We start from the raw sequence: 22,746 nt of genomic DNA on the forward strand, positions 1-22,746 counted from the left end.
CTGTTCGGGGCCCGAACCTGTCAAACAACGATCAAATGATTGACAACTATTGTTGTTTTAGGTCCGAACCTGTCAAACAACGATCAAATGATTGACAACTATTGTTGTTCAGGGCCCAAACCTGTCAAACAACGATCAAATGATTGACAACTATTGTTGTTCAGGGCACGAACCTGTCAAACAACCAACGAATGTCTGACAACTATTGTTGTTTCAAGCTGGAACTTGTCAATCAACCAACGAATGTCTGCCAACTAATGTAGTTCCAAGCCGAAACCTGTCAAACATTCAAACAAAAACTCATAGAAAAAGAGACTCTCCTAAAAAGGCAATCTGATTAGCCTTTGGAGTAGTCTCTTTTTCTAGTTATTCCCCGCAATTGGTTGATCCACTAAGTTTGTATCTAATGTATTGTTCGCACTAATGGCGTTATTGGTAAGGATGAAACCGCCTGTATTTCCTGCGCCCGATCCCGAAATGGTTTTAGATGAGCTTTTAGGGGAGATGAAAAAAGTGTCGCCGAATTGAACAACACCGCCGCTTACATTGACAATTTGTACTGGTCCAACTATAGCAGGCATAAAAACACCCTTTTCGTAAATTTGACATAAGCACCCTGAGAGTGTTGTTATAAGATCCTATGCAAAAAACAAGTTAAAGTTGCTAGTCGTTATCCCGAAGGTGTCGAATATGCTTAATCCTTGATTCCATAGAAATGTTGCGGCTATTACCAATATGAAGCAGGGATGAGGTGGAAATACCAATAATTTCGATGTGCTTAACTTTAATAATCGGTTTCAGTGCAATTGTTTCAAAGGCTATTTCGTCTATTATGGGATCAAGAGTGAGAGGTTCATTAAAAGTATCAAATTGAGAAAAATCCATTTCGTGGTCATAGAAAATTTCATGCTCTCTTTGAACAGCGAGCGCACGGGAAAATGCTTGAATTTGTGATGAATCCCCAATTTCTAAGGTTGATGCTGTGGTCACAGAGGTAACATTGATACGATCAACAGAAGATGTTCTTTTGCTAATCATTTTATCCTATGCCTGTGGATTTAATGGAACAAAAGGTCCAATAATCAACGACTCAGCAGGAGTGTCAAAGGTTGAAGCCAACTGAATCGTCTCCGTATCCCCTACAAGTACAATTGAAGAACTTGACACACTTTCAACCTGCATATTTCCAACCCCAATTTCACGGTTATACACTTGAAGGTTCATCCTTATCATCCTTTGGTAAAGTTTTTAAAAAAGCAAGCACTGCATTTTCTATATCCGTTTTCATTTGCTGTTGGAGTTGCTCATCGATTTTCTTTTCAGCTTCCTCTGTTCGTTCTTTATCAGGGATTTTCTTTAAATAATATTCAATTCGCTGTGGTAGCTGTCTAATAATATCTTCTTTAATAAAGGTAACGTATGGTTCATCAAAAGTTCTGCCGAGCTGTTCTTCATATTTTTTGATTAATGGCTCTAATTTAGTTTCTAAGTATTGAAAAACGGAATCTTCTAAATCCATACTTCTCTGCATTTTCTTTTTCGGTTGAATGTGGTTTACTTTCCCCTTTTTTGGATGGATGTTGAGCCCGTTATGATAATTATTGTTACTATTGCCATTTCCATTTCCATTGTTATTTGGCAGCTCGAGCTCTTCGATTTGCTGTTCAATTTCGGCAGGATTGAGCCCAATATTTAATGTTCCTTCTAACGATTCAACTTTGAGTTGATCAAATTTGTATTCAATCGTGCCTACTTGAATAGGATGGCGTGACTTCACTTCTTCTAATTCGCTTGCGAGGAGCTCGACCTTTTGTTCAAGTTCGATAATTCTCTTTTCCTGGGATTGTATAAACGAATGCATCTGTTGCAAGTAAGTGTATAGATCTTGATTCATCCAAACACCTCATTATTTAAGTTGGCCTTGTTACTAATGGTACGGAAGGCATGGTTAGAGTGTCTCCTTGCTCAGCAGGCTGAGGTTGACCTGGCTTTTCTGCTTCAGGGGCAGGTTCGACAAAACCACCAGTATTATAGAGGTGACTCGAACCTCTGATAATCCCTGCGGTGCCAATTTGAAGCACAGAGGAGTTAGCGATACTTTCAATTTTTAAATTATTTATCACAATGGATTGCTGAATGTAATAATTCATAGTCTCACACCTTTAATTATTGAAAAGGATGCTTTGATCGGCTCCATCCTGATCAAATGTATTCGTGGAACTAATGTGATTGTATACTTCTACATAATCGCCGGTGTTAAATGATCCCGCTCCAGAAAAGGTTTTAACAGAAGCAACTGGCATGATTTTATAGACATCCCCGATATTGAAGACGGAACTGGTTCCGATCGAATTCACTTGAACAATCCCGACAATGGCAGGCATATTTCACACCCTTTATTTCTTATTTCCACTTTTATTGTATGTATTGACTGGGCAAATGTGATGCAAATGCCTACATTTGCAAAATTGATGTTCGCAAAATTGTTATATAACACTCCCGATCAACGTGGTAAAATATATTTAATTAAGAATATTTAGAATTTTACTAGGGGGATATGTATGAATGTACCATTAGTGCTTCCACAGTTTTTAGACCGTGCAGTTAATCTGTATGGGGACAAACAAGCGATCATTAGTGAGGACCGAGTACTTACATATGGACAGTTGAACGAGCAAGTAAACCGTCTATCTCATGGTTTAAAAAATGCAGGTGTTGAAAAAGGAGACCGTGTCGCATATTTAGCTCCGAATTCGATCGAAATGCTAGAAGGGTTTTACGGGGTGTTTCAAGTAGGAGGAGTGATGGTACCGCTAAATATTCGTTTAACACCTGCTGATTATTTGTTTATTTTAAATCACAGTGAATCAAAAGTTCTGCTCGTCGACCAAGATCTCTATCATCTTATTACCCCAATTAAAGAGCAGCTAAAAACAGTGGAAAAGATCATTGTGCATTATAAGGAAGATGACTTAGATGAGTTAGGCTATGATGAATGGTTGAGTCAGCAAAGTTCTGATGTTTTTGACCGTGTACCACTGGATGAAAACGATGTGTGCAGCCTACTTTATACAAGCGGGACAACCGGCAATCCAAAGGGAGTTATGCTGACCCACCGTAATAATTACTTACATGCATTAAGTTCGATGCATCATCTTCGCGTTACGGATGAAGATGTACTATTGCATGTTTTACCAATGTTCCATGTGAACGGTTGGGGCTCTCCTTTTTACTACACAGCGAACGGTGCCACCCAAGTTTGCTTAAGAAAAACAACTCCTGATACAATCTTCGGAGCGCTTGAAAAACATAAAGTGAGCGTGATGCATATGGCTCCAACTGTTCTAAACTCACTTCTCCAGTATTATGAAAAAAACACACCAAGTATTGAGCAAGCCGTCCGTGTCATTATTGCCGGTTCTGCACCTCCTCCAGCTTTTGTCACACGAGTGGAGAAAGAACTAGGCTGGGAATTCATACAAGTTTACGGAATGACAGAGTCTACGCCATTAAGTTTGATTTCTGTTATTCGTTCTCAGCTAAAAGACTTATCAGTCGAAGAGCAATATCGGATCAAATCAAAAGCAGGGATTTCCATGATTGGTTGCGAGGTCAAGGTTGTCACAGAGAAAGGAAAGGAAGTTGCTCATGATGGCAAGGAGATTGGTGAAGTCATTACGCGAAGTAATAATGTCATGCTTGGGTATTGGAAGAATGAAGAGGCAACCATGGAAACAATCAAGAATGGTTGGCTCCATACTGGAGACATGGCAACGATTGATGAATATGGACATATCGATATTGTCGACCGGAAGAAGGACGTCATCATTTCGGGTGGTGAAAATATTTCTTCGATCGAAGTAGAAGGGGTCTTGTATGACCATCCAGATGTACTAGAAGCAGCGGTGATCGCAGTTCCTCATGAAAAGTGGGGAGAAACGCCACATGCTTTTGTTGTTTTAAGAGAAGGGAGAAATGTAACAGAGCAAGAGCTAGTTACGTTCTCAAGAGAAAGACTTGCCCATTTTAAAGCGATTACAGGCGTAACCTTTGTGAATGAATTACCGAAAACTGCTTCTGGTAAAATCCAAAAAGTGGTCCTTCGCAATGATTTTTGGGAAGCATCCGGAAAAGGCGGTAAATTTGTAAATTAGACCTAAAAGGGCCGGAGAAATCTGGTCCTTTCATTATTTTGAGAGTATAATTTGAAGCAAGAATATTTTGGAAAAGGAGCTAAATATGTACATACCGGAAAAAGATCGAATTGTTTCACTCGACATGATGCGGGGATTTGCGATATTGGGGATATTCCTCGTCAACATGCTCTCATTTCACTCTCCCCTCCTTTATTTGGACCCATTTTCATGGTGGGAATCAGACCTAGATAAGGGGACGTATATTTTTATTGATGTCTTTGCTCAAGGTAGCTTTTATCCCTTGTTTTCACTTCTGTTTGGCTATGGTCTTGTGCTTCTCTATGAAAGAACGATTAAAAGAGAACAAGCCTTTCTTTCGATGGCAACAAGAAGGCTTTTAGCCCTCCTTTTCATTGGGATGGTCCATGCATTTTTTATTTGGCACGGGGATATTCTCATCACATATGCTATTTTCGGTTTCCTATTCCTTCTTTTTAGAAAGCTATCAGGAAAAGCGATGATGATCATGGGGGCGCTTTTCTGGCTCATTCCGAATATCCTCTTAACATTACTATTTGTTGTGGCACTTCTGCTAAGCCCAGCAGGGGAACTGACTATGTATGAACCAGAACTTGCTAGACAATCCGTTGAAATCTATCAGCAAGGAAGCTATTTTTCTATTTTTCACCAACGTTTTGAGGATTGGTATGCAGTGAATAATTTAGCAAATGGGGTATTTATGCTATTTTCGATCTTTCCATTCTTCCTCATAGGGGGAGGCGCTGCCAAACTGAAATGGATGGAAAGAGTTACAGAATTAAAGAAGCCATTTTTTATCAGTATGCTCGTTTTCATTATTGTGGGTCTTTTTCTAAAACTAAGTCCTTATATTGTAGATAGAAATATTGTTTATGAATATGCACAAGATACTTTTGGTGGCCCGCTGCTGGCATTCTCCTATTCACTAGGGATTGCTCTATGGGCAGCGAAGTCAAATAGAGTTTTAAAAATATTTGCTCCTGTTGGAAAAATGTCGATGAGTAATTATTTACTTCAATCCATTGTGTCAACGCTACTCTTCTATTCCTATGGCTTCGGGCTATATGATCAGATTTCGGCATTTTGGGGTACCGTTCTCGTTGTTCTTATTTATATCTTACAAATCGTATGGAGTTCTTATTGGCTTAAAAATCATTATTACGGACCGGTGGAATGGCTATGGAGAAGCATAACCTACTTGAAATGGCCAGCTTGGAAAAGGAATAATTGATAGATATGTAGTATAATTGAGTTAAAATTCAAAAAACAAAGGGGGATTAGCCGTGAAGTTTGTAACAGCAGAGGATCATCATGGTGTATTTGTTGGCATTATAGGAGAAGAGACTGATAGCGTTTTACCTTTAAAAAGAGCGGAGGAAGCTTGGAAAGGGGAAAGTACCCTTCCTGAAACTTTACAAGAATGTATTGCATTAGAAGGCTTTGCCGGACAAGCCTCTGGGATCCTACAGTGGAGTCTCGAAAATGCAGAAGAATTATTTGTGAAAGATGCTACTCTATTAGCACCGATTCCAAGACCTGCGAAAAACATTTTTTGTGTTGGAAAAAACTATGCGGAACACGCAATCGAAATGGGCAGCAAGGATGATATTCCTGAACATGTCATGGTGTTCACAAAGGCTCCTACAACGGTAATTGGTCCAAATGAAACGGTCTTAAATCACAAAAATGTGACAGAGCAGTTAGATTACGAAGGTGAACTGGCTGTTGTCATTGGGAAAAAAGGTAAAGGCATTAAGCGGGAAGAAGCCCTAGACTATATTTTTGGATACACGATTATCAATGATGTTACCGCAAGAGACCTCCAATCCAGGCATAAACAATTTTTTATTGGAAAAAGCTTGGATACATCGTGTCCAATGGGGCCATGGATCGTTCATTCTTCAGTGATTGAGAATCCGAATGAACTTAAACTAGAAACGCGTATTAATGATGAGGTCCGTCAAAGCTCTAATACGAAAAATTTCATTTTTCCTATCGAGGAAGTCATCTCTGTATTATCAGAAGGAATGACATTAGAGCCAGGTGATATTATTGCAACAGGTACACCAGCAGGAGTTGGAAAAGGCTTTAAACCACCAATCTTTTTAAAGTCTGGAGATAAAATGGAAGTAACTGTTGAAAAAATTGGCAAACTTGTGAACTATATCGAAGAGTAGACGAAATCTATGAAACTTTTGATCGGTTAATTTTTAGGATTTCTGACGCAGATATGATAAGATATTGTAGAAATTAGAAGAGGAGGCATATACATGACAGCATCAACACATCTACATATTACAACTTGGGTGTTAACTTTAATCCTATTTTTCGTTGCCCTTGGTCTACATAAGAGTGGAAAAGCAAAAGCACAGAAGATTGTTCACATGATTCTACGTCTATTCTACCTATTAACGATTGCAACAGGTGGAATGATCGCACATCTAATGTTCTCTCAATATCCAATCACATATGTATTAAAATTTATTTTCGGAATCCTAGTAATTGGTTTCATGGAAATGGTGCTAGTGCGTACGAAAAAAGAAAAGAAAACAACGATGTTTTGGGTATTGTTCTTTGTCTCTTTAATCGTTGTTCTTGTGTTAGGATTCTATTTGCCACTTGGTTTTTAAGAAGATATATTAAGAAAATTCGACGATTTTCGAAAAAAGCTGCCAAAAAGGCAGCTTTTTCTATTTTTTAATAGGTAAATATGTTATTTTAGAAGAAAATATACTATGCACTGACTAGACAAACAATTGGTGGTTGGCATGATAAAAACGATATCCTATGTGTATAAAAATACGGATGACCTTAAAAATTTAATAGAAGACAATGTCTTATATGAATATCCAAACATATTTATTCAAATCTTTTCTAGTAACATTGATTTAGTGGAGTTAGAAAAGATTCAAGAGACGATTCGTACTTCTCTTCCGCTTGCCAAAGTAATGGGATGCACGACTTCTGGAGACATCGTAGAAGGCAGCTTTGTTAAAGAGAAGATTAGTATTAGTTTTACCATTTTCGAAAAAACGAAAATAGATTCTTCTCTGTTTTATGTAAAAGACTACGAAAATATCCGTGAAATGGGAAAGAGCATTGTAGCAAAACTATGTGGAGCGGATACGAAAGCTCTTATACTGTTTTCTTCTCCATCTTCGGTGGACCTACAGCCACTTCTTGATAGTATTGATGAGGAAAAGCAAGATATAACCTTAGCTGGTGGTATTGCTGGAGAAAAAGATTCCTTCCGAGAGGGTATTATCTTTAATGAAGAAGAATCGACAAATGAAGGGATCGTTGCTGTGAGCTTGAATAACTCAGACTTACAGGTTCAGACGTTTACGAACTTTAAGTTTCAGGAAGTCGGAAAATCGTTCAAGATCACAAAGGCAATAGGTAATACGATCGTATCAATCGATAAGAAAAAGCCGAGTAAAGTACTTGAAAGCTATTTAGGAAAAGATTTTCTTGAGCAAATTAAGTTACAAAGAAATGACTTTCCGTTTCTTCTAGGAACAAAAGACAAATCAACACCGATATGGATAACGAATCTGTTAGAAGATGGAACCGTAACAGTTAATCACCCAATTTCAGAAGGGGATAGCCTTGTTTTTGCCTATGCCCATTTAAAAGAGATTATTGACAATTCCCTTCGTGAACTAAAGAGATTATCGAAGCAGAACGTTGAGACCATTTTTGCGTATAATTGTTCATCTCGAAAAAGAATGCTTCACGAATTCGCTGCGGATGAAATGCGAATGCTTAATTCGATTGCGCCAACCAATGGTTTCTTTGCGAATGGGGAAATATCTACTGAAAATGGAAAGCCACAATTAGTCGGTCATGCTTTAACTTTTTTAGCATTGTCAGAGAATAAAAAGAAGCTATCGAATCGAAAAATTGATTTCCAATATCACATTCCAGATAGTGTGAAAACGATTGTTACCCTTACTCATTTAATGAGGGCGTCACAAGCGGATCTTGAGATTCTCAATGATCATGCTCAAATTTCTGAGCAATATTATCGGTCATTATTTGATAATAATACAGACATTGTTTATTCCACTGACTTAGATGGAAACATATCAAGTGTGAATCCTGCCTTTGAAAAATTATTAGGCTATAAAAAGGAAGAATTACTTGGAAAATCAGCCTTGAAGTACATAAATAAAGAGGATATTCCTAGAGTACGTACGCACTTTTATAGCGCATTGAAAGGAAAAGAACAATATTACAACATCGAGGTAAGCTCGAAAACTGGAGAGAATAATCTTCTCCATTTGAAAAACATTCCGATCACCGTGAATGGTGAATGTGTAGGAATTTACGGAATTGGACGGAATATTACCGAGCAGAAGAAAATAGAGGATAAAATCATTCAACTTGCCTACTATGATCAGGATACTGGACTTCCTAATCGGATTCGATTCAGTGAGAGGCTAACTGAATTATTACAGAATGCAAAAAAGACAAAACGAAAGCTTGCTTTAATGGTAATAGACATGGACCGTTTTAAAATTATCAATGATAGTTTGGGGCATGATGCAGGTGACGAGATTTTAAAGGGAATTAGTGAACGGATTCAGGCTGCTATTCCCGGCGGAGCTTTTTTAGGAAGATTTAATGGTGACAAATTTACTTTAATTCTTTCGAAAAACGTATCGATAGAAGCAGTGATTAAAATAGCCAATTCAATCCTTCGTCAAGTTGGGGCACCGATTCATTATTCCGGCCAAGAATTTTATGTATCTGCAAGCATTGGCGTTAGTCTCTACCCAACAGATGGTACCGACGAGATGACATTAATGAAAAATGCCGATATCGCCATGAATCGTTCCAAGTCTCAAGGCGGAAACAGGCTTACACTTTATTCGAATGATATGAATGAAGAAGCGCTAAAACGACTTGAGCTTGAAAGTTATTTAAGAAAAGCGTTACAAAAAGATGAGTTTTTCTTATGCTATCAACCATTAATTGATTTAAAGTCAGGAAAACTATATGGTAGCGAAGCACTTATTCGCTGGAATCATCCTCTACTCGGTCTTGTATCTCCAGGTGATTTTATTCCATTGGCAGAAGAGACGGGATTAATTGAGGAAATTGGCAGCTGGGTATTACGGACCGCTTGTAAACAAAACAAGTTGTGGCAGCAAAAAGGGTTAAAAAATATAACAGTCTCGGTCAATGTTTCTGCTAATCAATTCCAGCAAACAAAATTTGTTGCAGAGGTAACTAGGGCATTAGAAAAATCAGGTCTAGAACCCAAATATTTGACCTTGGAATTGACTGAAAGCACAATGCTACGCAATATTGACCATAGCATTGAAGTGATGAAATCCTTGCAAAAGCTAGGAGTACGTGTCTCGATTGATGATTTTGGAACAGGCTATTCATCCCTTAGCTACTTAAAGGATTTACCGATAGATCACTTGAAAATTGATCGTTCTTTTATCAATAATTTACGTATCGATACATCGGATATTGCCATTGTTAAAGCGATTATTACGATGAGTCATGGACTCGCAGTTAAGGTAGTCGCAGAGGGTGTTGAAACGGAAGAGCAAATCGAATTATTAAAGAAATTGAAATGCCATTACGCACAAGGATTTTTCTTGCATCGCCCACTAACATCTGAAGATTTTGAGAAAGTTCTTATAGGTTAAAAAAAGCGCCAAGAGGTACTGCACCCCGAAAGCTAGAGTAAGAATCTAACTTTTGGGGTCACCACCGAACGGCGCTTTTTCTTATGATGTAAGCTTTTCGATAATCGTTCGTTTTCCATTATTCAGCGTGAACTCGAAGCGATCGTTTTTCTTTTCATAATAGCAAAAATGATGCTGAATACTGCAAATATCCTCTTGATTATCAAAAATAATAAAATTCACACCTTCTTTGCGTTCTTCTTTGTTTAAGAAGGTGAGGTGATTGTAGCAGTAAATGCAGTCATACACGGAAAATTTTAATGAATTTAAATGAGTAACGAATTGATAAAAGGCATCATCTGAAATTTCCTCTAATAATCTTTCCAATGAGTAGATTAAATTTTTTCGAATACGGATTGTATCATTGTTTTTGAGCACAAGGATTTCATCTGTAAATGCAATTTTGCCTTCCTCAAATAAAACGCCTTTCCGAAAACGGTTATGACGGAATACTTCAATTTCCTGATGAAGGTATTCCTCTAGCAAGGAGGCTTCTTCGGTTTCATTTTCGAAAAAGACCCATTGTTCATTGATATACTCAACCGTCCCTTCGATAAAGGCGCGGGTTTGAAACTCGATTAGTTTTGAGCGCTGCTGTCTATTCATCCTTTACCTCCAAAAAGAAAAACCCCTATGTTTTTCAGGTTCAGACTGGGTGTTTTGAAATTAAGGCATGTTACTTTCAGGTTTTACGAAAAAAACATAAACGGCCTTAATTTAAAATATCGATGCCTCAACATTTGTTGTAGACATTTTCCAATTTTTTTAAACCGTGATTTTAAATTTAGGACAATTAACCAATTTTTGAGCCCAGCATAAGATACAACTAAGCTTATGTGAAAAGACACACGTTCAGTAACGAAAGGATGATAACAATGTGTGGAATAACAGGCTGGGTAGACTTCGGAAAAAATCTACAAGTTGAAACGGAAACGATACGTACAATGACAGAAACATTAGCGAAACGCGGTCCTGATGACACAAATATTTGGACAGACACACATGTAGGATTAGGTCACAAAAGACTGATCGTGGTCGATGCGGCAGGCGGTAGACAGCCGATGCAAAGAGACAAGAACGGATACCGTTACATTATTTGTTACAATGGTGAACTGTACAATACGGAAGAAATACGCAAAGAGCTACTAATAAAAGGATATTCCTTTCAAGGTCATTCGGATACAGAAGTTCTGTTATCAGCCTATATAGAATGGGAAGAAAAATGCGTGGATTTTTTAAATGGGATATTCGCCTTTGCAATTTGGGATGAAAGAAAGCAACAATTGTTTGTGGCAAGAGACCGTTTAGGGGTAAAACCACTATTTTATGCTGAATTGCCAAAAGGATTTATTTTTGCTTCGGAAATAAAGGCAATATTAGCTCATCCAGATATGAAGACAGAAATTGATCGAGACGGTTTATCGGAAATATTTGCTTTAGGGCCATCGAGGTCTCCTGGTAGTGGGGTTTTTAAAGGGGTTCGTGAATTGCGTCCAGGTCATGCATTAACACTTTCATCGAGCAACGGTTTAAAGATTTGGCGTTATTGGAATGTAAAAAGTGAAAAGCACGAGGACTCGATTGAAGAAACAATTGAAAAAGTACGGTTTTTATTTACGGACGCGGTTGAAAGACAGCTTGTTTCAGATGTCCCATTATGTACGTTCTTATCCGGTGGAGTGGATTCCAGTGCTATTACGGCGATTGCTGCGATGGAGTATGAGCGGACAGGAAAAGGGAAGCTCCACACCTATTCAATCGATTATGAGGGAAATGACCAATTTTTCAAAGCAAATGAATTCCAGCCAAACTCAGATGCAGCCTTTATCCAGCAAATGACCCAAGAGTTTAACACGGTTCATCATAATTGTGTCATTTCACAGGATGACTTGGCGGGCTATTTAAGAGAGGCTTTACATGTTAGAGATATTCCTGGGATGGCTGATATTGATTCCTCCTTGCTTTGGTTCTGTCGCGAAATCAAAAAGGATTTCGTTGTGAGTTTGTCTGGTGAGTGTGCAGATGAGATTTTTGGTGGCTATCCATGGTTTTATCGCCCAGAGGATTTGCAAAGACAGGGATTTCCTTGGATGCGGTCGATTAACGAACGACAAAGCCTGTTAAAAGGGGATTGGCAGCAAAAGCTACAGCTTGAAGATTATATGATGGCGAAATTTAAAGAAACTGTTGCTGAGACACCGCGTCTAGAGGGTGAAAGTGAGTTAGATGCCGGTCGCAGAGAACTTTTTTACTTAAATATGATTTGGTTTATGACAACGTTATTGGATCGTAAAGATCGGATGAGTATGGGTGCAAGTCTTGAGGTACGCGTACCGTTTGCAGACCATCGTTTGGTGGAGTATGTGTGGAATATTCCATGGGAGATGAAGACGTACGGCAATCGGGAAAAAGGCTTGTTGAGGAAGGCTCTTGAGGATGTTTTGCCACATGACGTGCTGTATCGTAAAAAGAGCCCTTATCCGAAAACGCATAATCCGAAATATACGGCTGTGGTTAAGGGGATGCTGGGGGATATTATGAAGAACCGTAGCTCAGTTCTGTATGAGTTTTTCAATGAGGAGAAGCTCCGGGGGATTATCGAGTCAGAAGGAGCGTCTTTCAAGGAGCCATGGTTCGGTCAGTTGATGACAGGCCCTCAGTTGTTGGCGTACTTGGTGCAACTTGACATTTGGTTTGAGGAGTACGGCATTCAGATCGTGGATTGAGGTTTGGGGGTTTTAGAGGACAACGTGCTGCTCGGGCTTTTGGCGAGGGGACGTTGTCCTTTTTGGTGTTTGTAGGAAGAACAGAAGGGCAACTTTCTCCATTTGGGGGAGGATGCCTTTTTTGGGTGGTTGAGTGACAGATTTCAGTGCTGGATAGGAATTTTGTCAGTTAAATAGAGAATGAGTGACAGATCTCAGTGGCTGAAAAGGAATTCTGTCAGTTAAGTAGAGAATGAGTGACAGATTTCAGTGGCGGGAAAGGAATTTTGTCAGTTAAGCAGAGAATGAGTGACAGATTTCAGTGAACGGAAAAAAATTTTGTCAGTTAAGTAGAGAATGAGTGACAGATTTCAGTGACCGGAAAAAAATTTTGTCAGTTAAGTAGAGAATGAGTGACAAACTACAGCTGCTGATAGAAAGTTTGTCACTCAACCATAGAATATTCAAATGAAGTTAGTTTTCATAGTGAGTTGCTTTACCTTGAGCAGAAGAAGTAAGGTTTTTCTTAAGTATCCTTAATAGCGTTCTATAAGTTATTACTCCATTACACCACTCATAAATACCAGAAGAGGTAACTTTCCTCTCTGGAAGAAGCAACTTGAATTCTTTCACGCTTCGGAGCACTGCAACTTCGACGCTTTCCGTATATGAACAACTATTACAAGCGAGTTTTCCATACTTATTTAACACGGGGTATATCGATGTTCCACACTTACAACAAAATATCCCCTTCCTTAACTCACTATATTCATATTTTGGTAGGTTTGAGTTTGGGTAGCTAGGACGAGTATCTGATAGGATATGTTCAACAAGCTTTGTGTATTTCGTGCCTGGATTTGAGGTGTCCATTTGTAGTTTTTCGATGAATTTTTCAAGTTGAGTCGGTAAAATAATCGCGGGATTTTGAGGGGCATTGTACAAGGTAAAATGAGGATTTATAAAAATGAGATATGGTTTGATGGGGATATTGTATTTCCGTTCCAGTAAATATCGTCTCAATAATGTATCGCAACGAGTTAGTTGATGATAAGGATTTTTGATTTCTGTACCATTAGTAGTTTTCCACGTTTCTCCATCTACAATAAAGTCTCCTTCAAAATTTTTAATGTCAAAAAGATACAAACCATCTTTCGAGCATCCCAAAGAATCAATCTGAAAAAGTGAATTATTTTGCTCGAGGAGAAGGTCATTTAAAAAAGATATGTCCTTCAGATGGGTTTCCATCAACTTGTCAAACTTGACTTCACCTTCGTATCCTTTTTCAAGACCTACATAATACTGTTTTTCTTTTTCAGTTAAGTTTTTTCTCGGGGATAAAGCACGAAGAATCAACAATTCAGGAGACTCGCTACGGGGTTTTAAAATCAAACAATCACAACCTTTCGTAATTTATGTCTTTCGGAATTTATAATACCATGTCCTTTACAGAAACTAGTCTATGAAATATGTCTATTTTTAGGAAACCCAAACAACGATTCAGTTGACTCCCCAGGTTAGTAGAGATAATCTTATAGAAGAATAACAAATGCAGAGGAGAAACGCGGATGAAAAAGCGGTTACTATTCATTTTAATCCCGTTGCTTCTTTTTTATGGACTTCCTAGTGAAGCGGCTGAAAAAGAAGTACGTACGTGGCAGGATGAAACCATTTACTACATAAACATTGATCGGTTTAACAATAATGATTTTTCCATCGACCAGGATGTGGAGGCAAACGATCCAAATAAATATCATGGTGGCGATTTTCAAGGGATAATCGACAGATTGGATTACATAAAAGATATGGGCTTCACAACGATCAGCTTGTCTTCCATTTTTGATAATGAAGACGATGGTTATCACGGCAATTGGACGAAGGACTTTCAAGCGATTGAGGAGCACTTCGGTTCACTGGAAAAATTCAAAGAGCTTGTAACAGAAGCACATAAAAAGGATATGAAGGTACTCGTTGACTTTAATGCCAATCACGTTGGACCAAACCATCCATGGTTAAAGGATGCTGAGAAGAAAGATTGGTTCCACCCTGAGCAGAACACGAATCTTGAAACTAGCTGGGTTGAAGGATTACCTGATTTAGCCCAAGAAAACCCAGATGTACAAAACTATTTAATAGATACTGCGAAATATTGGATCGAAGAAACCGATATTGATGGCTATCGTCTTGAAAATGTTGAATATGTACCGGTAGCCTTTTGGCAGGAGTTTACGAGTTCACTTAAGCAGGTAAAAAAAGATTTCTATTTACTTGGGGATCTTCGCTCTGAAAATGAATCAATTATCTCAAAATATGAGGATGCAGGAATGGATGTCTTCTTCAATTACTCTATCAATAAAGAGTTAAGAGCGGCATTTGTTCAGCCTGATCAACCATTATCAATCGACCACTCAAGACCAGTTGCAGGATTTATGGATAATAACCATATGCATCGATTTACAAGAGATTCAATTGAAATTAATCAACATCCTGGACCGCGTTGGAGATTGGCATTGACTTACCTATACACGACTCCGGGTGTACCTTTTGTTTTTTACGGTAGTGAAATAGCTTTGGATGGCGGAGAAGAGCCTGATAATCTACGCCAAATGGATTTTAGAACAGATAAGGAATTAATCGAATTCATTACGAGTATTGCTAGTGTTCGCCAACAGTTACCTTCCCTAAGAAAAGGCGAGATGGAAGTCTTGTATGCGAAAGATGGAATGACTGTTTACAAGCGGGAGCATAATGGGGAAATTTCTGTTGTTGCCATTAACAATACAACGAAATCTCAATCTGTTACGATTTCATCGTCAGAATTAGAAGATGACAAGGAATTACGTGGTTTGCTTAACGACGATATGGTAAGAAGTGAGAACGGGGAATATCATATTATTCTTGACCGGGAAGAAGCAGAAATTTATTTGCTGGCTGAAAAAACGGGACTGAATATCCCATTTATAGTAGCTACAGCAGGAGTTGTTGTCCTGTTCATAGGATTTCTGTTTTTACTAAAAAGGAAAGCACGGAAATAGAAAAATGCAAGAGGGCATCCTCTTGCATTTTTTCATGCTCCAATAATCTGACCAACAAAGTTTTCAATTTGTAACATGTCGATCCTTTGAGGGGATAGCTCTATTTTTAGCGAAACAGCGTCTAGGAAAATGTCGTGCAATACATCGACTGCCCCACAGAAATTCGGATAAAAGCTGTCTCCCGTACCGAAAATTCCTGTAACAAGCCGAGGGCAATGTAACAATTCTTGTTGTAGAGGGAGCAACTCCTCTGGAACATCTCCATCCCCCCAAGTGTAGGTTCCAATTACGAGACTGTCATAACCAGAAATCGAGTCTAGTGAAAAATCTCCGAGAGGGTAACAATCTGTCTCCATTCCCTGCTGCCTGAAGCACCCCGATAGAATTTCAGCAAGCTCTTCTGTATTGCCAGTGATGGAGGTATAGACAATCGCTAGCTTCATAGTTCATCAAAGCCATTCGTTTCAGACACTTTCGTGTAAGTTCGTGATTTTTGCTCAAAGAAATCAGACTTCGTTTCATTCATCATTTCGTCGCTAAAAACATGAATCCATGGCATTGGGTTATCTCGTCCATCATAGTGATTTTCCAGCCCTAATTGGCGGAACCGCTTATTAGCTAAATATTCGACATAGCCTTCGAATTCTTCTAAACTGATTCCTTCGATATCTTTTAATATGTGCTGAGCCCATTCTTTTTCCAATTCAACGGCAGCAGAAATAGAGTCGTACACATATTGAATATTTTCCGATGTATTTAAGTCAGGATTCTCAGTCAACAAAATCCGAATAAATTGCGCGATAAAATAAGCATGCTGCATTTCATCCCTTTGGATATAGCTAATCATTGTGCTCGTTTTTAGCATTTTTTGTTGCCGAGCTAAATGATAGAAAAAGGCAAAGCCGGCGTAAAAATAAATTCCTTCAAGATTGATCGATTGCACAGCTAATTGGAATAAATGCTGTGGAGTAGGTTCATTTCGGAAGTTCTCATAAGCGACTAGGATGATTTGATTTCTTTTACGGACAATGGGGTCATCCTTTGCCTGATTGAATCGTTCAATTTGCTCACTTAAAGGAATCAACGAGCTTAAAATATAGGAATAAGACTCATTATGGACGGCTTCCTGTTGTGAAATAACCGCAAAAATTGCTTTAAAGCTTGGGTCTGTCACATAATCCATTACTTGGGTCATCGTTGGTGTTTGCAAACTATCTAGGGATGCAAGCTGTGTGTTCACACGAAGGAATACATCTTTTTCGATCGAACTTAACTGATCCCATTGCTTAATATCATCCTGCATATTAATTTCCTGCGCCTTCCAAAAATTGGCCAGTAGAGTTTGATACATTCGATACATTTGAGGATAGGCGATATCATTCCAATTCAAAATCCCAGATGCTTGTCCATTTACGATGCCTGTTGATTTATTTGGGAATTGAGGGTTTAATAGTTTAATTTTTTTGAGCATTAAAAGGTCTCCTCTCAGCTATGACAAGCTTCACATTCTTCGATTTCAGTTTGCGACGTGCTGCGAACATAATAGGTTGTTTTGATCCCACGTTTCCACGCTTCAAGATGCAAGTCTAAAAGTTCCTTCGCTTTAATATCATGTCGCACGTAGAGGTTGAAGCTTATTCCTTGGTCAATATGGCGTTGTCTCGCCGCATTCTGCTTGATACTCCAATTCTGGTCAAGTTCATGGCGAACCTTGCGATAGTAATAATAAGTGTGATGGTTTAAATCCGGTGCTGTTACTTTAAACTTGAAATTCTTCTTTTCCTCGGCATACTCAAGGGCATATAACGGATCAATTCCGTCCGTTGAACCACCAATTTTCGCAGTTGAGGAATTCGGAGCAACAGCCATCATCCAACCGTTTCTAACCCCGTTTTCACGAATGTTTTCTTGAAGCTCGATCCATCGCTCGGAGCAATAGCCTTTTCTTTTAAAATAATCCCCAGTCTCCCATTCCGACCCTTTAAATAAAGAATAAGAACCTTTCTCCTTGGCTAGTTCCATAGATGCCTTAATCGTGTAGAAGGCAATATCTTCATAAACTTCATCTGCATATTGGACTGCTTCATCTGTGTCCCATTCAATTCCCTTCAAAGCGAGAAGATGATGCCATCCGAAGGTACCTAGCCCGACAGCTCTAAATTTTTCATTCGTCACCTTGGCTTGCTTAACGGAAATATCATTTATATCAATCACGTTATCTAGCATTCTCATTTGAATCGCAATCAATCGTTCTAGAACATTCGCACCAATAGCATTAGGTAAATGTACGGAAGAAAGATTGCAAACAACAAAATCTCCAGGTCTGCGGACAATGACAATATTACCGTCTGAGTCGGTGTATTCTTTTTGAATTGTAGTTGCCGACATGTTTTGCGCTATTTCTGTACAAAGATTGCTACAAAAAATGGACGTGCGGCCAGGGCCGAGTATATGTTTGTTAGGATTTTGACGATTCACCTCATCTCGATAAAACATATATGGTGTGCCTGTTTCAAGCTGTGCTACCATAATGCGAACCATGACATCCATTGCACGATACGTTTTACGAGGAAGGAGAGGGTGGTTCACTGCTTCTTCGTATTTCTCCGTGAAGGCTTTGTGCTCGAACTCATCATAAAAATCCTCAAGACCAAGTGGAACTCCATTTTCATCTTTCCAGCCCATAATTTGTTTGACCTGATGAGGGCAGAAAGTATGCCATTCACCAATGCTTTTACCAGTCTCATCAACCTCTTCAATTTTTTCCATAAAGAGGTCAGGAATCGAGACTCCTGTAAAAATATCGTGTGCTTTTCGGCGTTCGTCCCCGTTATTGGTTTTTAAATCCAGGAAACCATTCATAATATCCTTATGAAAGATATCTAAATAAATAGCCACAGCTCCTTGGCGTTGGCCGAGTTGGTCGACACTGACGGCTGTATCGTTAATTAGGCGTATCCAAGGTACAACACCAGAGGAGTTTCCTTTGAATTTTTTAATATCTGAGCCAAGAGCTCGCACCTTACCATAATAAATGCCGATCCCACCACCGTCCTTGCTTAATCTAGCAATATCCCAGTTGTTCAGATAAATGCTGTCTAAGGAGTCATCGACCGTATCAATGAAACAAGAAGAGAGTTGCCCAAAGCTTTTTCCAGCGTTTGAAAGAGTAGGAGTTGCAACAGTCATATATAGATTGCTTAACGCCCAGTAAGCTTCCTTTACGTAGGTGAGTCGGTTTTCACGACTTTCGTTTTTCATCAAGGTCATAGCGATGATCATGAATCGTTCCTGCGGCAGCTCGTACAAGTTTTGATGATAGTCTTTTGCTAAGTAGCGGTCAGATAAAAGGAATAATCCCATGTATGTAAAAAGATGATCTCTTTCTGGAGCGATTTCCCGCCCTAATACTTCAATTTCGTTTTTACTGTACGATCGCAGTAAATCACTAGAATAAATGCCAATGTCAGTTAAGTGTTGAATAAGGGTATAAAAATCGCCATATTTTTGGCTAGGTTCATAGCCTCTTGAGTGGGCTGCTTTTTCATAAAGCTCAAGTAGAAGCATTTGTGCTGCAACAAAAGTCCAATTCGGCTCAATCATGTCAATTCGATCTAAGGCATACTGAAGGACGAGTTGCTTGCATGAAGCTTCATCTGCTGAAAGGATTTGTTGCTCGATTTCTCCAATATTTAAGTTATACTTTTTGGCAGTAAGAGAAAGTGCTTCGAGTACTTGATTTGATTCGATTGTTTGCATGTTAAAACCTCTCTTTTTAAAATTTGGGTCGAGAGGAAAGGGTAAATAAAAAAACCACCTTCAAAATGAAGATGGGTTAAAACGTTGATTTTAAGATAGAAAGGAACAAGCCTTTTCTTAAAGACCTTCGTTTTACCTTCCCAACTCCCGAAGAAGATATGACGCGATAAAAAAGGCAGGTCTCCTGACTTGTGATCATCCTACTCTAAGGCCTTCCCATCATTTCGATAGTGGTTATCCTTATTTCGTCACACTTACAGTTGCGGGTACAGTTCTGGAATTTCACCAGATTCCCTATTAAGTCTATTTAGACACCTAATTTATTGGTTGATACTATATATTGTGTTATGTTTTTATGAAACCTACTATATATGTAAGTTTGTTTCATTATAAGCGATCTGTTTTAGTTTGACAAGCACCTATCGATAATTGACAAATTGAACATCAATCGTTAAATCTGCTTCTCGAACAGCCGAAATAATTGCTTGCAGGTCATCACGGCTCTTTGCAGTCACGCGGACTTGGTCATCTTGAACCTGACTTTTTACCTTAAGACCACTATTCTTAATAATTGTATTAATTTTCTTTGCGTTATCTTTATCGATACCTTGAACGAGCTTTGCACGTTGACGCACAGTTCCACCAGATGCACCTTCAATTTTTCCATAATCAAGATTTTTGATTGGTACACTTCTTTTGATCAACTTACCAAGGAGTACATCCTTAAGTTGATCTAGTTTGTACTCGTCGTCTGAAACAAGAACAAGTTCCTCTTTATCGAGTGTGACATTGCTTTTACTCCCTTTAAAATCATAACGAGTGGAGATTTCCTTCATCGTCATCGTAATCGCGTTTGTTACTTCTGAAAATTCTACTTTTGAAACAATATCAAAAGAACTTTCTTTTGCCATCATAATTCCTCCTAACTACAATTTCCCATTATGGCTTCATTATAGTAAAATTAACAGGTTCAAACAACTTTCGGATTTTTGAGGAGTGTTTTTTAAATGGCTTTAAATGATTTTATTGGACAAATTCTAACATTAACGGTGGCACGATATGCCCAGTATGGTTATTTTTTAACGGATGGGGAAGAGGATATCCTGCTTCATGAAAATGATACAGAGCTTGAATTGAGAGAGGGAGACGAGGTAGAAGTCTTTCTTTACGCCGATAACCATGGGAGAGCAACTGCTACAACGACGATCCCTGAGGTTCGTGTAGGCACTTATGGTTGGGCAAAAGTAAGTGATACGAAGGAAGGATTAGGTGTGTTCCTTGATATTGGGATTAACAAAGAGATGCTCCTAGGGGAAGAGGATTTGCCGACGAAGCAATCTGTTTGGCCGACAGTAGGCGACCTTCTGTACATCACGCTTAGAGTGAATCGGAATAATCGTATTTACGTAAAGCTTGCAACTGACCCGATTATTGATGAAAAAAGGGTGAAGGCGACGCGTGAAGATTTTAACAAGAATATTCAAGGGCATATCTACCGCACAGCGAAGGTAGGAAGCTGGATTTTTACCGCTGAAGGCTATAAAGGCTTTATTCATGAATCTCAGCGTCTTGTGGAACCTCGTTTAGGCGAAAAAGTAGAGGGGCGCGTTATCGATGTAAAAGAGGACGGGACAATCAATGTTTCCCTTGCGCCACGTAAGCAAGAGGCGTTGGGTGATGATGCAGAGAAAGTCTACGCATATTTGCAAACAAGAAACGGTGCTATGCCTTACTGGGATAAAAGTATGCCCGAGGACATTGAGGAGCGTTTCGGAATGAGTAAAGGTGCTTTTAAAAGGGCATTGGGTAAGCTCATGAAGGATGGCCGCGTGTATCAAGAGAACGGCTGGACGTACAACAAAACAGAGGAATGAGTATGAGTCGCTGTTTTCGCTGATATTGGGTTTAGACCGATATATGGTCTGGCGGGTGGTTCTAGTCACTCTGCCATTATAGCGGATTGCCGATATAATTGATTTTTCGCCGATAAAATGAGATAAACGCCGATATATTTCCATTTTCGCCGATAAAATGAAAAAATCGCCGATATATCCAAATTATCGCCGATATCCACGATAAAAGAGCTGCTCCCACCAAGGAGCAGCTCTTTTCGATCATAGATGGTCCGTCTTTTTTGAGTATTGGCGCTTACCTGCTTTGCGATTTTTCTCTCGCTCCATGTTTTTCTCATGGCGGAAAGCATTGTTGTCCTGCGCTTTTTTATCATTATCAGAAGTATGTGGCATAAAAAATACTCCTTTCTATTAAAGAATAAAAGTCATCGCTTTATTGTTCTTCAAGTTAAAAAGGAGTATGTACATATCTTTCTTATTTAAAAAAATCTAATGAGTTACAATATTATGTTTCCACAGCACTTTTCGCTACATCTTCATTGTTTTTGGGAAATATAGGTATACATAAGAACAATAATATTCAAAAGCAACTAAGTTAGCGAAAAGAGTCTTTTACTTAGAAGGTAATTCGTTCAGGAAGAAGAAGGCAATTGTGCCAGCTCCAGTATGAGAACCAATCGCTGCACCGATATCGGAAATTTTTACATCCGCTACCTTTAACTCTTCCTGAATTAATTCCTTCATGTTTTGAGCCATTTCTAGACTGTCTGCATGGCTAATTCCAATCGTTTGCTTTTCTAATTCACTGCCACGCTCGTTCATTACTTCGATAATGCGACGAAGGAGCTTCTTTTGCCCACGATGTTTTTCAATCGGAACAAGCTTGCCGTCTTCCATATTTAAAAGTGGTTTAATATTCAACAGTCCACCCATAAATGCTGATGCTTTCGAAAGACGTCCGCCCTTTGCCAAATGGTCTAAATCATCTACTGTAAATAAATGCTCCATATGCTCGCTGCGGAATTTAACATCCTCAAGTACAGCTTCAAAAGATGCACCTGCATTCGCTAATTTCGCTGCCTCCATGACAACAAGACCACAACCTAATGAAGCACACTTAGTGTCAACAATCTCAAGTTTTAAATTTGGGTACTCCTCTTTTACTTGATCGCGAATCATGACGGCCGTTTGATATGTACCGGAAAGGCCAGATGAAAAGGCGATATAAATGCCTTCTTCATTATTTTTCGCCATGCTTGTAAAAACTTCTTCGAAAAGGGAAGGAGATACTTGTGATGTTTTTGGCATATGGCCAGAACGAATTGCATCGTAAACTTTGGAAGGTTTAATTGTGATGAGATCCTCGTATTCCTTATCTTCTAAATGAACTCCCAAAGGAAAGAGAGTCACGCCATTTTCTTCAAAAAACTCTAGTGGTAAATCACTCGCGCTGTCAGCTAGAATTTTTACTGACATAAAACATACACCTGCTTTCAATCATTTCTTTTAGTTTATAG

At 38.9% G+C, this 22,746-nt stretch carries 22 protein-coding genes and 1 riboswitch; of the genes, 8 read left to right on the top strand and 14 right to left on the bottom strand.

Annotated elements, in window-relative coordinates:
• Positions 1 to 362 precede the first annotated feature (362 nt).
• The 6 genes from FAR12_RS11455 to FAR12_RS11480 form a co-directional block, all read right to left on the bottom strand.
• Entirely contained in the window at positions 363 to 581 is a 219-nt protein-coding gene (locus FAR12_RS11455; RefSeq protein ID WP_126408802.1) for a spore germination protein, read from the bottom strand.
• Positions 582 to 663: 82 nt separating this feature from the next.
• Entirely contained in the window at positions 664 to 1,038 is a 375-nt protein-coding gene (locus FAR12_RS11460) for a spore germination protein GerPE (RefSeq protein ID WP_342772314.1), read from the bottom strand.
• 6 nt (positions 1,039 to 1,044) lie between these two features.
• Positions 1,045 to 1,224, bottom strand: a complete 180-nt coding sequence (locus FAR12_RS11465) for a spore gernimation protein GerPD (protein WP_126408803.1) — start codon at positions 1,222 to 1,224, stop codon at positions 1,045 to 1,047.
• Positions 1,205 to 1,894 (bottom strand): spore germination protein GerPC, encoded by a 690-nt coding sequence (gene gerPC, locus FAR12_RS11470; protein WP_126408804.1) that lies wholly within the window; start codon positions 1,892 to 1,894, stop codon positions 1,205 to 1,207. Before gerPC ends, FAR12_RS11465 begins: the two co-directional genes overlap by 20 nt.
• A 16-nt stretch (positions 1,895 to 1,910) precedes the next feature.
• Positions 1,911 to 2,150 (bottom strand): spore germination protein GerPB, encoded by a 240-nt coding sequence (locus FAR12_RS11475; protein ID WP_126408805.1) that lies wholly within the window; start codon positions 2,148 to 2,150, stop codon positions 1,911 to 1,913.
• 12 nt (positions 2,151 to 2,162) lie between these two features.
• On the bottom strand, positions 2,163 to 2,384 hold the full coding sequence (locus FAR12_RS11480) for a spore germination protein (RefSeq protein ID WP_126408806.1): 222 nt from the start codon (positions 2,382 to 2,384) through the stop codon (positions 2,163 to 2,165).
• A gap of 177 nt (positions 2,385 to 2,561) precedes the next feature.
• Here FAR12_RS11480 and FAR12_RS11485 point away from each other — a divergent pair, with 177 nt between their 5' ends.
• From FAR12_RS11485 to FAR12_RS11505, 5 genes are all read left to right on the top strand, one after another.
• Positions 2,562 to 4,154, top strand: a complete 1,593-nt coding sequence (locus FAR12_RS11485; RefSeq protein ID WP_126408807.1) for a long-chain-fatty-acid--CoA ligase — start codon at positions 2,562 to 2,564, stop codon at positions 4,152 to 4,154.
• An 85-nt stretch (positions 4,155 to 4,239) separates the two neighbouring features.
• Positions 4,240 to 5,406 (top strand): DUF418 domain-containing protein, encoded by a 1,167-nt coding sequence (locus tag FAR12_RS11490; RefSeq protein ID WP_126408808.1) that lies wholly within the window; start codon positions 4,240 to 4,242, stop codon positions 5,404 to 5,406.
• A 52-nt stretch (positions 5,407 to 5,458) separates the two neighbouring features.
• A complete protein-coding gene (locus FAR12_RS11495) occupies positions 5,459 to 6,352 on the top strand; it encodes a fumarylacetoacetate hydrolase family protein (protein ID WP_126408809.1) in 894 nt (297 codons plus the stop codon).
• A gap of 93 nt (positions 6,353 to 6,445) precedes the next feature.
• Positions 6,446 to 6,805: a YisL family protein gene (locus tag FAR12_RS11500; protein ID WP_126408810.1), complete on the top strand. Its 360-nt coding sequence runs from the start codon at positions 6,446 to 6,448 to the stop codon at positions 6,803 to 6,805.
• A 138-nt stretch (positions 6,806 to 6,943) separates the two neighbouring features.
• Positions 6,944 to 9,841 (top strand): bifunctional diguanylate cyclase/phosphodiesterase, encoded by a 2,898-nt coding sequence (locus FAR12_RS11505; protein WP_126408811.1) that lies wholly within the window; start codon positions 6,944 to 6,946, stop codon positions 9,839 to 9,841.
• An 81-nt stretch (positions 9,842 to 9,922) separates the two neighbouring features.
• Here the strand turns inward: FAR12_RS11505 and FAR12_RS11510 are convergent, their stop codons facing one another.
• Positions 9,923 to 10,486 (bottom strand): DUF2777 domain-containing protein, encoded by a 564-nt coding sequence (locus FAR12_RS11510; RefSeq protein WP_126408812.1) that lies wholly within the window; start codon positions 10,484 to 10,486, stop codon positions 9,923 to 9,925.
• Between the two features lie 269 nt (positions 10,487 to 10,755).
• Between FAR12_RS11510 and asnB the strand changes: the two genes are divergently transcribed.
• Complete coding sequence (gene asnB, locus FAR12_RS11515; RefSeq protein WP_126408813.1) at positions 10,756 to 12,606, top strand: asparagine synthase (glutamine-hydrolyzing); 1,851 nt, start codon at positions 10,756 to 10,758, stop codon at positions 12,604 to 12,606.
• 453 nt (positions 12,607 to 13,059) lie between these two features.
• Here asnB and FAR12_RS11520 read toward each other — a convergent pair whose 3' ends face one another.
• Positions 13,060 to 13,974, bottom strand: a complete 915-nt coding sequence (locus FAR12_RS11520) for a nuclease-related domain-containing protein (protein ID WP_126408814.1) — start codon at positions 13,972 to 13,974, stop codon at positions 13,060 to 13,062.
• A gap of 176 nt (positions 13,975 to 14,150) precedes the next feature.
• On the opposite strand from FAR12_RS11520, the gene FAR12_RS11525 reads away from it, so the two are divergent.
• Positions 14,151 to 15,617, top strand: coding sequence for an alpha-amylase family glycosyl hydrolase (locus FAR12_RS11525; RefSeq protein ID WP_126408815.1), 1,467 nt, complete (start codon positions 14,151 to 14,153; stop codon positions 15,615 to 15,617).
• A gap of 32 nt (positions 15,618 to 15,649) precedes the next feature.
• Here FAR12_RS11525 and FAR12_RS11530 read toward each other — a convergent pair whose 3' ends face one another.
• From FAR12_RS11530 to FAR12_RS11545, 4 genes are all read right to left on the bottom strand, one after another.
• Entirely contained in the window at positions 15,650 to 16,060 is a 411-nt protein-coding gene (locus FAR12_RS11530) for a flavodoxin domain-containing protein (RefSeq protein ID WP_126408816.1), read from the bottom strand.
• Entirely contained in the window at positions 16,057 to 17,088 is a 1,032-nt protein-coding gene (locus FAR12_RS11535) for a ribonucleotide-diphosphate reductase subunit beta (RefSeq protein ID WP_126408817.1), read from the bottom strand. Before FAR12_RS11535 ends, FAR12_RS11530 begins: the two co-directional genes overlap by 4 nt.
• A gap of 14 nt (positions 17,089 to 17,102) precedes the next feature.
• Positions 17,103 to 19,376 carry a ribonucleoside-diphosphate reductase subunit alpha gene (locus FAR12_RS11540; protein WP_126408818.1) on the bottom strand — a complete coding sequence of 758 codons (2,274 nt, stop codon included), beginning with the start codon at positions 19,374 to 19,376 and terminating at the stop codon, positions 17,103 to 17,105.
• 157 nt (positions 19,377 to 19,533) lie between these two features.
• Positions 19,534 to 19,710: riboswitch (cobalamin riboswitch) on the bottom strand.
• An 85-nt stretch (positions 19,711 to 19,795) separates the two neighbouring features.
• Complete coding sequence (locus tag FAR12_RS11545) at positions 19,796 to 20,287, bottom strand: YajQ family cyclic di-GMP-binding protein (protein WP_126408819.1); 492 nt, start codon at positions 20,285 to 20,287, stop codon at positions 19,796 to 19,798.
• A gap of 96 nt (positions 20,288 to 20,383) precedes the next feature.
• Here FAR12_RS11545 and FAR12_RS11550 point away from each other — a divergent pair, with 96 nt between their 5' ends.
• Positions 20,384 to 21,250: a CvfB family protein gene (locus tag FAR12_RS11550; RefSeq protein WP_126408820.1), complete on the top strand. Its 867-nt coding sequence runs from the start codon at positions 20,384 to 20,386 to the stop codon at positions 21,248 to 21,250.
• A 240-nt stretch (positions 21,251 to 21,490) separates the two neighbouring features.
• Here FAR12_RS11550 and FAR12_RS11555 read toward each other — a convergent pair whose 3' ends face one another.
• Together FAR12_RS11555 and FAR12_RS11560 are read right to left on the bottom strand one after the other, a co-directional pair.
• Complete coding sequence (locus FAR12_RS11555; protein ID WP_126408821.1) at positions 21,491 to 21,622, bottom strand: DUF3941 domain-containing protein; 132 nt, start codon at positions 21,620 to 21,622, stop codon at positions 21,491 to 21,493.
• Between the two features lie 219 nt (positions 21,623 to 21,841).
• The gene (locus FAR12_RS11560) at positions 21,842 to 22,705 is read right to left on the bottom strand and encodes a DegV family protein (protein WP_126408822.1); all 864 of its coding nucleotides are present in this window, start codon (positions 22,703 to 22,705) and stop codon (positions 21,842 to 21,844) included.
• Positions 22,706 to 22,746: the final 41 nt, after the last annotated feature.

The sequence above is a fragment of the Bacillus yapensis genome, assembly GCF_005280205.1.
GTDB lineage: Bacteria > Bacillota > Bacilli > Bacillales > Cytobacillaceae > Robertmurraya > Robertmurraya yapensis.